The organism is Kribbella sp. NPDC004875 (genome assembly GCF_042873375.1).
Taxonomy (GTDB): domain Bacteria; phylum Actinomycetota; class Actinomycetes; order Propionibacteriales; family Kribbellaceae; genus Kribbella.
The window spans coordinates 1,505,825-1,520,152 of record NZ_JBIALI010000001.1 but is presented as its reverse complement, the minus strand read 5'-3'; the positions used below and the strand labels follow the sequence as shown (position 1 = coordinate 1,520,152).

Annotated in this window: 14 protein-coding genes; 5 read left to right on the top strand and 9 right to left on the bottom strand. The window is 69.3% G+C overall.

Features of this window, described 5'->3' with window-relative positions:
- Positions 1-68: 68 nt before the first annotated feature.
- Positions 69-695: a TrmH family RNA methyltransferase gene (locus ACFYRH_RS07340; protein WP_387771732.1), complete on the bottom strand. Its 627-nt coding sequence runs from the start codon at positions 693-695 to the stop codon at positions 69-71.
- A gap of 60 nt (positions 696-755) precedes the next feature.
- On the opposite strand from ACFYRH_RS07340, the gene ACFYRH_RS07335 reads away from it, so the two are divergent.
- Positions 756-1,463, top strand: a complete 708-nt coding sequence (locus tag ACFYRH_RS07335; RefSeq protein WP_387769561.1) for a DedA family protein — start codon at positions 756-758, stop codon at positions 1,461-1,463.
- A gap of 40 nt (positions 1,464-1,503) precedes the next feature.
- Here the strand turns inward: ACFYRH_RS07335 and ACFYRH_RS07330 are convergent, their stop codons facing one another.
- From ACFYRH_RS07330 to ACFYRH_RS07305, 6 genes are all read right to left on the bottom strand, one after another.
- On the bottom strand, positions 1,504-1,914 hold the full coding sequence (locus tag ACFYRH_RS07330) for a hypothetical protein (RefSeq protein ID WP_387769558.1): 411 nt from the start codon (positions 1,912-1,914) through the stop codon (positions 1,504-1,506).
- 133 nt (positions 1,915-2,047) lie between these two features.
- Positions 2,048-5,029, bottom strand: coding sequence for a tetratricopeptide repeat protein (locus ACFYRH_RS07325; protein ID WP_387769555.1), 2,982 nt, complete (start codon positions 5,027-5,029; stop codon positions 2,048-2,050).
- Between the two features lie 215 nt (positions 5,030-5,244).
- A complete protein-coding gene (locus ACFYRH_RS07320; RefSeq protein ID WP_387769552.1) occupies positions 5,245-6,126 on the bottom strand; it encodes a LemA family protein in 882 nt (293 codons plus the stop codon).
- A 39-nt stretch (positions 6,127-6,165) separates the two neighbouring features.
- Entirely contained in the window at positions 6,166-6,894 is a 729-nt protein-coding gene (locus ACFYRH_RS07315; RefSeq protein ID WP_387769549.1) for a hypothetical protein, read from the bottom strand.
- Entirely contained in the window at positions 6,894-7,439 is a 546-nt protein-coding gene (pyrE, locus tag ACFYRH_RS07310) for an orotate phosphoribosyltransferase (protein WP_387769546.1), read from the bottom strand. Before pyrE ends, ACFYRH_RS07315 begins: the two co-directional genes overlap by 1 nt.
- Before the next feature lie 31 nt (positions 7,440-7,470).
- A complete protein-coding gene (locus ACFYRH_RS07305; RefSeq protein WP_387769543.1) occupies positions 7,471-8,109 on the bottom strand; it encodes a class E sortase in 639 nt (212 codons plus the stop codon).
- A gap of 107 nt (positions 8,110-8,216) precedes the next feature.
- Between ACFYRH_RS07305 and tdh the strand changes: the two genes are divergently transcribed.
- On the top strand, positions 8,217-9,266 hold the full coding sequence (gene tdh / locus ACFYRH_RS07300) for an L-threonine 3-dehydrogenase (RefSeq protein WP_387769540.1): 1,050 nt from the start codon (positions 8,217-8,219) through the stop codon (positions 9,264-9,266).
- On the top strand, positions 9,266-10,450 hold the full coding sequence (locus tag ACFYRH_RS07295; protein ID WP_387769537.1) for a glycine C-acetyltransferase: 1,185 nt from the start codon (positions 9,266-9,268) through the stop codon (positions 10,448-10,450). Before tdh ends, ACFYRH_RS07295 begins: the two co-directional genes overlap by 1 nt.
- Here ACFYRH_RS07295 and ACFYRH_RS07290 read toward each other — a convergent pair.
- Positions 10,419-11,297, bottom strand: coding sequence for a hypothetical protein (locus ACFYRH_RS07290; protein ID WP_387769535.1), 879 nt, complete (start codon positions 11,295-11,297; stop codon positions 10,419-10,421). The two genes, ACFYRH_RS07295 and ACFYRH_RS07290, sit on opposite strands and share 32 nt — an antisense overlap.
- Positions 11,298-11,439: 142 nt before the next feature.
- On the opposite strand from ACFYRH_RS07290, the gene ACFYRH_RS07285 reads away from it, so the two are divergent.
- Entirely contained in the window at positions 11,440-12,525 is a 1,086-nt protein-coding gene (locus ACFYRH_RS07285; protein ID WP_387769532.1) for a winged helix DNA-binding domain-containing protein, read from the top strand.
- Positions 12,526-12,587: 62 nt separating this feature from the next.
- Positions 12,588-13,412, top strand: coding sequence for an aldo/keto reductase (locus tag ACFYRH_RS07280; RefSeq protein ID WP_387769529.1), 825 nt, complete (start codon positions 12,588-12,590; stop codon positions 13,410-13,412).
- Here ACFYRH_RS07280 and ACFYRH_RS07275 read toward each other — a convergent pair.
- The gene (locus ACFYRH_RS07275) at positions 13,409-14,302 is read right to left on the bottom strand and encodes a LysR family transcriptional regulator (RefSeq protein ID WP_387769526.1); all 894 of its coding nucleotides are present in this window, start codon (positions 14,300-14,302) and stop codon (positions 13,409-13,411) included. The genes ACFYRH_RS07280 and ACFYRH_RS07275 overlap by 4 nt on opposite strands.
- Positions 14,303-14,328 lie beyond the last annotated feature (26 nt).

The window sequence follows — 14,328 nt, the reverse complement described above, 5'->3', positions numbered from 1 at the left end:
GCGGCGATCGCTCAGCGGCTCAATCCGACCGAGCAGGCCGTGTTGCAGCTGGCGGCGGGGATCCTGGATCAGCTGCTCGATGCCTGACCGAACGTGTGCCGGCGGATCCACGCGTGCATGGCGATCGCGGCCGCGGCGCTCGCGTTGATCGAGCGGGTCGAGCCGAACTGGGCGATCGACAGCACGGCCGAGCAGATCGCGTGGGCCTCGGGAGTCAGCCCCGGGCCCTCCTGACCGAAGAGCAGCACGCATTCGCGCGGCAGGTCGAACGTCTCCAGCGGTACGGATCCCGGCAGGTTGTCGATCCCGATCACCGGCAGCGCGCGAGCAGCGGCGTACCCGGCGAGATCCTCGAGGGTGGGCTGGTGGCGGACGTGCTGGTAGCGATCGGTGACCATCGCGCCGCGCCGGTTCCATTTCCGCTGGCCGACGATGTGCACCTCGGCGGCCAGGAAGGCGTTTGCCGTCCGCACCACCGAGCCGATGTTCAGGTCGTGTTGCCAGTTCTCGATCGCGACGTGGAACGGGTTCCGCCGCTGGTCGAGGTCCTCGACGATCGCCTCGAGCTTCCAGTACCGGTACTTGTCGACGACGTTGCGCCGGTCGCCGGCCGCGAGGAGTTCCGGATCCAGCCGCGGGTCGTCCGGCCACTCGCCTTCCCACGGGCCGACCCCGACCTCGTTCGGGCCCACCATGTCCGCTCCCCGCAGGTCGCTGCTCAGCTCACGCACAGGTCGGGACGCTACCCTGTCGGCGTGCTTCCTCTTGTCGCGATGCTGATGCCCAACTGGATGGACCCGGAGTACCTGCTGCACTGGCTGGGTGACTGGGCCCTGTGGGGCACGCTGATTGTGGTGTTCATCGAGTGCGGGGTGCTGTTCCCGATCCTGCCCGGTGACTCGCTGCTGTTCGCGGTCGGCCTGTTCATCGCGCAAGGCACCATCGGCGTACCGCTCTGGCTGGCCTGCGTGCTGCTGACCGTCGCAGCGTTCCTCGGCAACGTGTCCGGTTACTACATCGGCCGATTCCTGGGTACGTCGCTGTTCCGCAACCCGAACGCCCGGTTCCTGAAACCGAAGTACCTCGAGCAGACGCACGAATTCTTCGATCGCTACGGCCCGCGGGCGCTGGTGATGGCCCGGTTCGTGCCGATCGTCCGGACCTTCATCACGGTCGTGGCCGGCGCCGGCCGGATGGACCCGAAGAAGTTCTTCCTGTGGACGGGTGTCGGCGCGGTGATCTGGGCGCCGGGCATCACGCTGCTCGGGCACGCGCTCGGCAACGTGGCGTTCATCCACAACCACCTGGAGTCGGCGCTGATCCTGCTGGTGCTGGTCTCGCTGATCCCGATGGTCGTCGAGTACTTCCTCGCCAAGCGCCGCAACCGCAACAACAACTCCGACGGCGGCGGCGCGAAGCACGCCGCTCCGAAGCACCCGGTCACCAACCACACGACCGACTGAAACGACCGGCTGGAACGACCGGCTGGAACGAGCGGCTGATTCAGTGGCCGAACGGGAAGTGCGGTTCTGACCACACCCAGTCGGTGCTCAACGCCGACAGATCGGTGACCTCGACCAAACCGGCCGGGAGGGGGCCGACCACCTGACCGGAACCGAGTGCACAGGCCACCCGGATCCGGTCTGCCGCCTGGTACCAGACCAGCGCCCCCCGTGGCGCCGCCCCTTCACGGAGCAGGGCGTGGTGGTCGAGCCAGCTCACCGCATCGGCCGCGTCGTGCCAGCCACTGTCGTGCGCGTAACCGAACGCCATCCGCTGGAACTTCAGCGGCCAGTCCAGCCAGGCGGCCGAACCGACGCGCTCCAGCTGCCAGTTCAGCGCCGCCTCGGTGTCCCGCGGGTTCGCCGCCCGCGGGACGTTCCGGCGCTCCACGACAACCTCCCCCCAGGCCATAGGTAATCCTCCCCGATCCCCCGTCCTCGGCCGGTGTGCCGTGGCATGACAGAGATCCTGCCCGCCCTGGATACAGCGGCCGTACATTGCACCGGCGGGAAGCGCTGTGCAGGGAATGCGGGCGCGATCGGGCTCAGCCCGCCGCAGCGCCTGCCTCGGAACCTGCGAGCAGACGCCGGCAATCGGCCGCGGCGCCGTCGTTCCCGGCCTGCTGCCACACGCGTGCGGCGCGTTCGAGGGTACGGCGGGCGTTGTCGAAGCTGCCCGTGCCGAGATAGAGCTCGCCGAGGTGCTGCGCCGCCTGACCCTCGACGCTGCGGTCCCCCAGCCGGTGGCCGATGTCCATCGCGTCCAGCAAGGTCCGCCGGGCCGCGGCGACCTCGCCACGCTCCATCAGCGCCTGCCCGAGCAGCGACCGCGTGTACGCCGCGCAGTGGTCGTCACCCATCCCGTCGAAGATCGCCAGCGCCTTCCGCAGCTGCCGGACCGCCTCGTCGTGCCGGCCCTGATGGACCCGCAGCGCCGCGATCCGCCGCCGTACCTTGGCCTCGCGGTGGGCGTCGGCGCGGCGGACGGCGATCAGGAACGCCCGCGCCAGCAGGCTCCGGGCGGTGTCCAGGTCGCCACGCACCAGGTAGACGTTCGCGGCCGCGGTCCGCGCCAGCGCCTCGGCGTTCGCGTTGCCGTCCTCGACGAAGGCCTCGATCGCCTTCTCGTACTGCGCCAGTCCCTTGTCCCGTTCGCCGCGTTCCCGCAGCCAGGTGCCGAGCCCGACAGCGGCGACACCCTCGCCGAGGCGGTCGCCGACCTCGGCGAACACCTGCGCGGCCGCGTCGAAGTGCCGGCGCGCGGTCTCCCAGTCGTCCTGATAGACCGCGAGCTGACCGAGATTGCGGTGCATGATCGCCTCGCCGCGGCGGTTCCCACACTCGATCGCGCTGAGCAAACCCTGCTGGTGCGAGCCGTTCCAGTCCTCGAAGCCGGCCCGCAGATCCAGATACGGGCCCCAGGCCGCGGCGATCCGCCACGCGTGCTCGTGCAGCCCGTTCTGCGCCGCGGCCCGGATGGCCGGCACGAACGTACTGCGCTCACTGTCGAACCACGCGATCGCATCGGTCTCCGTGAACGGCGACGGGTCCGGCGCGGTCAACGGACCGGTGTGCTCGAGAACGCCGAAGTACTCGAAGGACAAAGCCTCGTTGGCGCGGCGGATCTTGTTCAGGATTGCCTCGACGACGGTCTCCACGTCCCGGACCGCCTGCGCCTTCTGCTCCTCGGTGCCGACCGCGAGCGCGTGCAGCCGGAGCAGGTCGTGCACCCGGTACCGCGCCGTACCGCGGTCGTCGACCGAGCTGATCCGGACCAGGTTGACCTCGATCAGGCGGTCCAGACTGCGCCGTACGGCGGCCGGCGACGCGATCGCCTCCAGTGCGCGGGCCGAGAACACCCCGACCGCGAAGTGGCCGATCAGGCGGTACAACCGGGCCTCTTCGGGGCTGAGCGCGTCGTAGCTCAGGTCCGCACTGGTCCGGACGGCGAGCTCACCGATGCTCAGCTCGTCCAGTCGTGAGGTCTCGTCCCGCAGCCGGCGGGCCAGTTCGCGGGCGCTCAGGTCCGGACGCTGCGCCAGCCGGCTGCCGACGATCCGGATCGCGAGCGGCAGGTTCGCGCACGCGGACAGGATCTCCTCGGCCTCTGGCGACGACGGATCGATCCGCCCGGCACCGGCGACCGACGCCAGCAGTACGGCGGCGTCTCGGTCGTCGAACGTGTCGAGCGGCAGGCTGTCCGCACCGGCCAGGTCCATCAGCCGGTTCCGGCTGGTCACCACGACCGCAGACGCCCCGGTCCCCGGCATCAACGGCGTCACCTGACCGGCGGTCGCCACGTCGTCGAGGATGATCAGCACCCGCCGGCTCGCCAGCTCGGACCGCAGCATCGCGGACCGCCGCTCCGGGTCGGTCGGAATCGCGAAGTCCGGCAGGTTCAGGCTGAGCAGCAGATCGGTCAGCGCGGCGGCCGGATCGCGGGGGTCGGTCGCGCCGTGCATGTCCAGGTAGATCTGCCCGTCCGGGAAGTACTCACGGACCTGATGGCCGAGTCGTACGGCCAGTGAGGTCTTGCCGGTCCCGGGTGCGCCGGAGATGACCGCGATCGGCGGCCGCACCGGGTCACGGCCGCAGACCAGGTCCCGCAGTTGCTCGAGGTAGTGCTGCCGGCCGTTGAAGTCGGCCAGGTCGAGCGGCAGCTGACTCGGCGGCCGCAGCGGGTCGGTCAGCTCGGGGGCCGCCATCGGTCCGGCGGGTGCCGGCGGTGCGGGACGGTCCGCCGTACGGTCCGCCGGGATCCCCGGGTTGGGCCAGTTGGCCGACGGGCCGTTCTCGGCGCGCGCGCCGGCCGCCTCGAGTTCGGGACCGGGCTTGATGTCGAGCTCGTCCGCCAGCGTCTGCACGGCCTTCGCGTACGCCGCCCGCGCCTCACCGCCACGTCCCGCGGCGAGCAGTGCGTCGACCAGGCGCCGCCAGAGCTGCTCGTCGTACGGGTCGTCCGCCAGCCGGGCATTCAGCAGTACGGCGGCGCCACTCGCGTCGCCGTACTCGAGCCGCAGGTCGAGAAGGGTGTCGACCAGACCGCGGTGCTGGGCTTCCAGGCGGCCGATGGAGCCCTCCCAGGCCGCGGGCATCGGGAGGTCCTCGAGCGGACGGCCGCGCCAGAGCGCGTACGCGCGGGACAGGACCTGCATCGCCTGACGGCCGTCACCGGCGTCGCGCAGGTGACCGCCTTCGGCGAGGAGCGACTCGAACAGGCTGGCGTCGAGCTCGTCGACACCGACCTCGATGCTGTAGCCGGCGGCCGAGGTGTCGATCGGCGCAGGCAGTCCGGCGTCCTGCAGCACCCCGCGGAGCGCGCGCACGTACGTCCGGATGTTCGCGGTGGCCGACCGGGGAGGGGTGTTCTCCCACAGCGCGTCGGCGATCAGGTCAGTCGAGACGAACCTGTTCGGGTGCAGCAGCAGGGTGGCCAGCAGCTGCCGCGGTTTCGCGGCCTTCAGCGGCTGGCCCTGGACGTGAACGAGCCGTAGAGGTCCGAGGATCTCGTACCTCAGACTGTCCACTCGTCCGGCCTCTCCGCTCTTGAACCGACCTATCGTGCCATCCGGGTATACCCGCCGTGAAGGCCGATGTACGCCGGATGTATCTCGGTCCGGCACTGTTGATCACAGGTACCGGGGGGAGGGCAGGCCCGGGTGGCGACTTGACCGCCGTCACACCGGGCCTGGCACTGGGAGTGAGTCCGGGGTCGGGGGACCTGGATCACGGGGACCGGTGCCTACTGGCCACCGGTGAAAGGCGGCTGTCCGTCCTGTGGCGCGGGGGAACCCGCAGGCGGCCCGCCCACCGGTGGCTCTCCCTGGTACCCCTGCTGCGGGTACTGCTGCGAGTACTGCCCCGGCTGCCCCTGGTACGGCGCCTGCTGACCAGGCTGCTGACCAGGCTGCTGCTGGTAGCCGCCCGGGATCTGCTGCTGCGGGTAGCCCTGCTGGTAGTTGCCCTGGTCCCCCGGCATCTGCGGGTGGATCTGGCCCGAGGACGGCGCTCCCGGCTGCATCTGCGGCGGTGCCTGCTCACCCGCGACCGAGCCGATGGTGCCGAACGAGACCTGCGGGACCGCGCGGACCTGCTCGTCCTTGACCTCGAAGTAGCCGGCCTTCTCGAACTTGAAGCCGTTCGCGATCAGGTTCGACGGGAACGCCTCGATCCGGGTGTTGTAGTCGCCGACGTTCGCGTTGTAGAACCGGCGGCCGGCCGCGATCCGGTCCTCGGTGTCGGTCAGCTCGCGCTGCAGGCCGAGGAAGTTCTGGTTCGACTGCAGCTGCGGGTACTGCTCGACCGAGATCATCATCTGACGCAGCGCGCCGGACAGCTCACCCTCCGCGGCGGCCCGCTGCTCCGGGTTCGAGCCCTGCACGTTCACCGCCTGGGTGCGCAGCCGGGCGACCTCCTCGAACACGTGCCGCTCGTGTGCCGCGTAGGCGCGCACGGTCTCGACCAGGTTCGGGATCAGGTCGTACCGGCGGTGCAGTTCGACGTCGATCTGCCGCCACGACTCCTGGATCAGGTTCCGCTGCTTGACGAACCGGTTGTACGACGAGATCAGCATGATCGCCGCAACGGCGACGACCACGACGATCGCGATGATGACCCAGACCATGTCCCAGCTCCCGAGGTTTTGGCAGTGCTGGGACCGACTCTACGGGTAGGTGGGTCCGCCCCCTGGTTGCTGCGCACGGGGGTCGACACCCGCGTAGTCGCGCCAGACGTACGGCGGGACGTTCTCGAGGACCTGCTGCAGCAGCATCAGGCGGTTCATCACCTCGGTCGGGTTGTGACTGCCTTTGTCCCAGCCGACCAGCGAGTTCCCCTCGATGCGCCAGCCGATCTCGCCACGGGCGAGCAGCAGCTCCATCATCCGCGGCGTCACGACCGCGTGCCCGAACCGCTCGTCGTCCGCCTTCACCCGGAACGCGCGGTTGAACTGGTCGCTCTCGAACTGGAGGTCGCGGAAGCCGAACGCGTTCGCGACCGCGCCACCGAAGATCCCCTCGTGCGTCACCTCGAGGTGCGGCAGCGCACCCGGCAGCTGCATCACCACGACGCCGAAGTGGTGCGTGGTGGTCCGCCGCTGTCCACGGCCGTTGGTGGTGTGCGTCTGGTAGCTGTAGTCGAAGGCAACCATCGGGTGCCCGTTGTACGGCCCGGACAGCACATTCTGGACCCGCCAGTGGTCGCCGGTCCGGAACGGCGTACCCATCCATTGGCCGGCCAGCGACGGGTTCGACGGGACGTAGGACCAGCCCTGCTGGTTCGCGAACCCGGCGAACAGCTCGCGGCGCTTCTTCGCGCGGTAGTAGTTGAAGTAGAAGAGACCGACCCCGAGCAGGACCGCTACCAGGACGAACGCGACGGTACTGCCCTGCATCAGCTGAGACCCAGGTCCTCGAGTCCGAACACCGAGCGGTACTGGAGGCCCGCTGCCTCGACCCGCTCCCGCGCGCCGGTCGACCGGTCCACGATCACCGCGACCGCGACCACCTCGGCCCCGGCCTCCCGCAACGCCTCGACCGCGGTCAGCACCGAACCGCCGGTCGTCGAGGTGTCCTCGACCGCCAGCACCCGGCGGCCCTTCACGTCCGGCCCCTCGATCCGCCGCTGCAGCCCGTGCGTCTTCTCGGCCTTGCGTACGACGAACGCGTCCAGCGTCCGCCCCTCCTGCGCGGCCGCGTGCAGCATCGACATCGCGACCGGGTCGGCACCGAGCGTGAGGCCGCCGACGGCGTCGTACTCCAGGTCCTTGGTCAGCTCGAGCATCGCCGGGCCGATCAGCGGCGCAGCGGCGGCGTCCAGTGTGATCCGGCGCAGGTCGACGTAGTAGTCGGCCTCTTTGCCGGACGCCAGCGTCACCCGGCCGTGCACGATCGCCTTGTTCTTGACCTGCTCCAGCAGTCCGTCCCGGTCGTAGCTCATGAGCGTTGAGCTTAGAACACTGCTCAGTCCACTACTTCTTGCTGACCTTCACCAGGTGACCGAAGGCGACCGAACGGTCCGGTGAGTGGAACAGGTCCTGGCAGGTGGTCAGCGTGATGATCGCCTTGGTGGGCGTCTGGTTCTTGCCCGGGACCGGGTCGAGCACCCAGGTATCGGTCGGCTGGACGGTCAGGTCGCGGGGCGAGCCGTCGAGCTCGTAGGTGTACACGGCGTCCTGGGTCTCGACGACGACCTGGTCGCCCTTCTGCAGGTCGAGCAGCCTACGGAACGGGGAACCGTGCGTGACCCGGTGGCCGGCGACCGCGAAGTTCCCCGGCTGACCCGGTAGCTGGGTCTGCGGATAGTGACCGATCCCGCGGGCGAGGTCGTCCGCGGCGACGCCCTCGACGATCGGCTTCTCCCAGTCGGCCCCGAACTTCGGGATCCGGATCAGGAAGATCGGCTTCCCGACCGCCGGCGGCGTGGTCGTCCCGGACGGCACGGCACGCGCCGGCGACGTCTGCCACTGCCGGCGCAGCGAGTCCTCCGCCTTGCCCATCTGGTGGTTCGAGGTGATCCCGGTGCCGAAGTACTGCCAGCCGACCCAACCGAGCAGTCCGAGGCCGCCCACCAGGAGCACGATCCCGAACACTCTGGCTACTCCCCGCATGCGCTCCAGTATGCAGCTGACCTGTAAAGGCTGTGCATGACGTGTCGATGGACGCCGATGGTTGCCCCGGACGACGATGTGGACCATCGTCGTAGTGGAGGTGTGCCGTGAAGGCACTGGTGAAGGCCGAGGCGGGTCCCGGTCTGTGGTTGCAGGACGTCCCGGAGCCGAAGATCGAGGCCGACGAGGTCCTGATCAAGGTGCTCCGGACCGGGTTGTGCGGGACCGATCTGCACATCCAGAGCTGGGACCACTGGGCGCAGAAGAACGTGCCGGTGCCGATGGTCACCGGGCACGAGTTCTGCGGTGAGGTGGTCGAGGTCGGCGTCGGTGTTCGCGACGTCGCGGTCGGTGACCTGGTCAGCGGCGAAGGCCACCTGGTCTGCGGCCGCTGCCGGAACTGCCGCGCGGGCCGCCGGCACCTGTGCATCAAGACGCGTGGTCTCGGTGTGCACGTCCCGGGCGCGTTCGCGGAGTACGTCGCCCTGCCCGCGAGCAACGCCTGGGTGCACAAGGACCCCGTCGACCTGGACGTCGCCGCGATCTTCGACCCGTTCGGCAACGCGGTCCACACCGCGCTCTCGTTCCCGCTGGTCGGCGAGGACGTCCTGATCACCGGCGCCGGCCCGATCGGGGTGATGGCCGCGGCGGTCGCCCTCCACGCCGGCGCGCGGAACGTGGTCATCACCGACCTCTCGGAGTACCGGCTGGACCTGGCCCGGAAGATCGGCGTCACCCGCGCGGTGAACGTCGGCGAGGAGACGATCGCGCAGGCGCAGCAGAGCCTGGGGATGCGCGAGGGCTTCGACGTCGGCATGGAGATGTCCGGGCAGCCGGCCGCACTGCGGGACATGCTCGCGAACATGACGCACGGCGGGAAGGTCGCGATGCTCGGCCTGCCGTCGGACGAGATCGCGATCGACTGGGGCACCGTGGTGCTCAACATGCTGACCATCAAGGGCATCTACGGCCGGGAGATGTTCGAGACCTGGTACTCGATGTCGGTGATGCTGGAACGCGGCCTGGACCTGACCCCGGTGATCACCCACCGGTTCGGGTACGGCGACTTCGAGCGCGCGTTCGACGTCGCGCGGCAAGGACAGTGCGGCAAGGTGATCATGGACTGGACGGCTGAATCGTTGGAGGAGAAGCACTGATGTTCGGGCGGATGCGGGACGACCTGAAGACCACCATCGGCGAGATCCGGGACGCCGGGCTGTACAAGTCCGAACGGGTGATCACCTCGCCGCAGCAGGCCCTGATCTCGGTTGCTACCGGCAACGAGGTACTGAACTTCTGCGCGAACAACTACCTCGGGCTGTCCGACCACCCCGAGGTCGTCGCCGCGGCGAAGGACGCCCTGGATCGCTGGGGATTCGGGCTGTCCTCGGTCCGGTTCATCTGCGGCACGCAGCAGATCCACAAGGACCTGGAAGGTGCCTTGAGCACCTTCCTCGGGACCGAGGACACGATCCTCTACAGCTCCTGCTTCGACGCGAACGGCGGCCTCTTCGAGACGCTGCTCGGCGCCGACGACGCGATCATCTCCGACGAGCTGAACCACGCCAGCATCATCGACGGCATCCGGCTGTCGAAGGCCAAGCGGTACCGGTACAAGAACCGCGACATGGCCGACCTCGAGGCGCAGCTGAAGGACGCCGCCGGCGCCCGCTACCGGCTGATCGCCACCGACGGCGTGTTCTCGATGGACGGGTACGTCGCCCCGCTCGACGAGATCTGCGACCTCGCGGAGCGGTACGACGCCCTGGTGATGGTGGACGACTCACACGCGGTCGGGTTCGTCGGCCCGGACGGCGCCGGCACCCCGTCACTGTTCGGCGTGAAGGACCGCGTCGACATCGTCACCGGCACCCTCGGCAAGGCGCTCGGTGGTGCCTCCGGCGGTTACGTCTCCGCGCACCGCGAGATCGTCGAGTTGCTCCGCCAGCGCTCCCGCCCGTACCTGTTCTCGAACTCGCTCGCGCCGGCCGTGACGGCCGCGTCCCTGAAGGCGCTCGAGCTGATCGGCGGGTCCAGCGACCTGCGCGACAAGCTCAGCGCGAACACCGCACTGTTCCGCACCAAGATGACCGAGGCGGGCTTCGACGTCCTCCCCGGTGACCACCCGATCTCCCCGGTGATGATCGGTGACGCCGCCGAGGCGGGCCGGCTGGCCGACAAGCTGCTGGACCTGGGGATCTACGTGATCGGCTTCTCGTATCCCGTCGTACCGCAGGGCAAGGCGCGGATCCGTGTCCAGCTCTCGGCGGCGCACTCGACCGAGGACGTGGAGCGCGCCGTCGCGGCGTTCATCGAGGCTCGGGCCGCGCTCGCGGGTTAGCCGAGCCGGCGGTCGGTGCCCCGAGCGCTTGCTCGAGCCGGGCACCGACCGCGTCCAGGTCCCGCGGCAGGGTCGCCGCGGTGGCCGACGTCAGCAGGTTCTGGACGTCGGTCCGGGCTCCCCGGACGGCGTTCCGGAGGGTGCGGGCGCGGGTTCCGTCGGCGTCGTTCGGCGCCTTCGACGCGAGGGCGGTCAGCTTGTCCTCGACGGCGACGACCCGGCTCGACTCGACGTTCCAGGCGCCGGCGGCTGCCATCGGGGACGGTTGCCGGCGGAGGTCTGCGATCAAGGTGCGGGCGAACCACGTCACCTCGCCCTCGGTGGCAGTGAGGTCGTCCCGCCACGCCCGGCGGTGCCGCGACCTCACGAGGAGCGGTATCCCGATAGCCAGCACGAGCACGACCGCGGCCAGCACCCACCACAACCAGGAGGGCACTCCGCCGCTGTCGGCCGAGGTCGGCTGTGTCGCCACCGTCGGGGTCGCCGTAGGCCCGCTGGCGGTCTGCGTCGTCGTGTGCGTCGTCGTCCGGGTATTGGTTTGGGTGTTCGTCTGCGTGTTGGTCTCGGTCGTCGTGGCCGTGACCGTCTGAGGTGGCGCAGTCGTCTGCGTTGTTTCGGGAGACCTGGTGAGGGTTGGAGCCGCGCGGACGGACGACTGGGCCTGCGGCGGCGCGGACGAGGTCTCCTGGCGTGCGACGGAGCGGGCCAGGTTCGAAGGTGTCGCGGTCACGGACGGGACCGTGTTCGGGGTCCGGGTCGACGATCCGGAGGGGAGCTCGACAGATCCGGACTCCCCGCAGGAGACGAGGAGCAGCGCCGCCAGCGCCAGACCAACCGCTCGCAGCATCAGTCGCCACCCCCGGGTCCCTCGATGGTGCACGCGAATCCGGCTCTCAGGACGAAGATCGCACCTCGGCCGCCGCGTCCGAATCATCCCCTTGGGGCGATATCGGGAGCGATTTGTCCGTGCTGCCGGGCAGGATGTGGACATGTCGGTTCTGAGTGCGAAGGCGGTCAATCGGGCAACGCTCGCGCGGCAACTGTTGCTCGAGCGCGAGCCTGGGTCCGCGGTCGAGGTGGTCGCGCGGCTCGCCGGGATGCAGGGGCAGGAGCCCAAACATCCGTACGTCGGGTTGTGGACGCGGATCGACGGGTTCACCGAGGCCCAGCTGGATCAGGCCGTCGAGGCGCGGGACGTCGTACGCGCCACGATGTTCCGCGGGACCTTGCATCTGGTGACAGCGGCGGACTACCTGCGGTTCCGGGTGACGGTGGCGCCGGTGCTCGAGGCAGGGCTGAAGGTGCTGGGTGACCGGGGCGCGGGGCTGGAGCCGGAGAAGGTGGTTGCCGCCGCGGAGAAGCTGCTCGCGAAGGAACCGTTGACCTTCACCGAGGTGCGGGACGCGCTCCAACAGCAGTTCCCGGAGGTGAACGAGCGCGCGCTCGGGTTCTGCACGCGGATGCTCGTGCCGCTGGTGATGTACCCGGCGGATGTGCGCTGGTCCTGGACGGCGAACTCCCGGTTCACGCCGGCCGAGGAATGGATCGGCAGGAAGCTGCACCGCGGGGCCGAGACCAAGGAGCTGATCACGCGGTACCTCCAGGCGTTCGGTCCGGCCACGCCCGCGGACTTCCAGACCTGGTCAGGGCTGCAGAAGGCGACGCCGTTGTTCGACGAACTCGAACTCGAGACGTTCACCGACGACGCCGGCAAGACGCTGTACGACGTACCCGATGGTCCCCGCCCCGACCCAGACACGCCTGCGCCGGTGCGGTTCCTGCCGGAGTTCGACAATGTGCTGCTGTCACACGCGAAACGGGAGCGGATCATCGCCGACGAGCACAAATCCGCTGTGTACACGAAGAATCTGCGGGTGAAGGCGACGTACACCGTGGACGGTGTCGTCGCCGGGCTGTGGACGAGCGAGAAGAAGCGTGGTGTGGCCACCCTCACCCTGACCCCGTTCGGGAAGCTGCCGAAGAAGACACAGGCCGAGCTGGAGCGGGAGGGCGGCGGGCTGCTCCGCTTCCTGGAGCCGGATGCCAAGTCCTTCGCGGTGGTTACGACCAGTTAATGAGGTTGTTGTCACACGTCAGATGACTGGGCCGGAAACCTTTTGCCGGGTGGAATGGGTAGATGAGCACAGTCCCCTCCATCACTCTGGACAACGGCGTCGAGATCCCGCAGCTGGGCCTGGGGGTCTGGCAGATCGAGGACGAGATCGTCACCGATGTGGTGACGGCAGCGTTCGAGACCGGCTACCGGCACATCGACACCGCCGCCATCTACGGCAACGAGGCCGGCGTCGGGCGCGCGATCGCCGCGGCCGGTCTCCCGCGTGACGAGCTGTTCATCACCACCAAGGTGGCGAACGACGACCAGGGCTACGACAGCACGCTGAAGGCGTTCGACACCAGCCTGGCGAAGCTCGGCCTCGACTTCGTCGACCTGTACCTGATCCACTGGCAGTGCCTGCAGCGGGACCTGTACGTCGACACCTGGAAGGCCCTCGAGCAGCTGTACGCCGACAAGCGGGTGCGCGCGATCGGTGTCTCGAACTTCCACGAGCCCGCGCTGCGGCGGATCTTCGAAGAGACCACGATCCGGCCGGCGGTGAACCAGATCGAACTGCACCCGGCACTGCCGCAGGACGACCTGCGCGCGTTCAACGCCGAGAACGACATCGTCACCGAGGCGTGGAGCCCGCTGGCCTCCGGCCAGCTGCTGGAGAACGCCACGCTGAAGACGATCGGCGAGAAGTACGGCAAGTCGCCCGCCCAGGTGATGATCCGCTGGCACCTGCAGCTCGGCAACGTGGTGATCCCGAAGTCCAAGACGCCGAGCCGGCTCCAGGAGAACATCGAGGTCTTCGACTTCGCCCTGGACAACGACGACATGGCCGCGATCGCCGACCTCGAGACCGGCGTCCGCACCGGCGGCGACCCGGACGTCCTCGGTTAAACGAGTTCCAGGAACCGTTGGAGAACGGGTGAGTGGTTGTCCGGCGACCAGGCGACGGAGAGTTGCCAGGGTGGTAGGTCGTCGGACAACTCGCGGTAGACGACGCTGTCCGGGTTCGTCGGCGGTGTCGGGCTGATCAGCAGCGACACCCCGAGCCCGGCCGCGACCAGTGACACGATCGTCTGTACGTCGGCCGCCTCCTGCTCGATCCGCGGCGTGAATCCGGCCGCCCGGCAGAACCCCACGATCGTGTCGTGTACCGCCGGGCCACTCGGCCGCGAGTAGAACACGAACGGCTCGTCCGCGAGCTCGGCCAGCCGCACCCGCTTCCGCCGGGCCAGCCGATGCCGCGCCGGCAGCACCGCGACCAGCGAGTCCTTCGCCACCACCCGCGACGCCAGACTCGGAGCCAGTTGGACGACGGCGTCGCCGCCCGTCGGCGTACTGGGACGCAGCAGCCCCACGTCGATCCGCCCGTCCCGCAACGCCTCGGTCTGCCGCAGGGTCGTCAACGTCTGCAGATCGAGCACCACCCCGGGATACGCCTGCCGGAAAGCACTCAGAATCCGCGGCAGTACTTCGAAGGTCGCCGACTGCACGAACCGCAGTCGCAACGTCCCGAGCTCACCCCGCTGCGTCCGCTGCGCGGTACGGACCGCCTCGTCGGCTCGCCGCAGCAGATCCTGCGCCTCGGCGAGAAACGTCGCCCCGGCGGCCGTCAGCACGAACCGGCGCTTCACCCGGGCGAACAGCTCGACGCCGAGATCATGCTCCAGCGCGGCGATCTGCCGGCTGAGCGACGGCTGGGTCAGGTGCAGCCGGGTCGCGGCCCGCCCGACGTTCATCTCCTCGGCCACCACCACGAACGACCTCAGCTGACGCAGTTCCATGGCCCCATCATGCACCAGACACATCA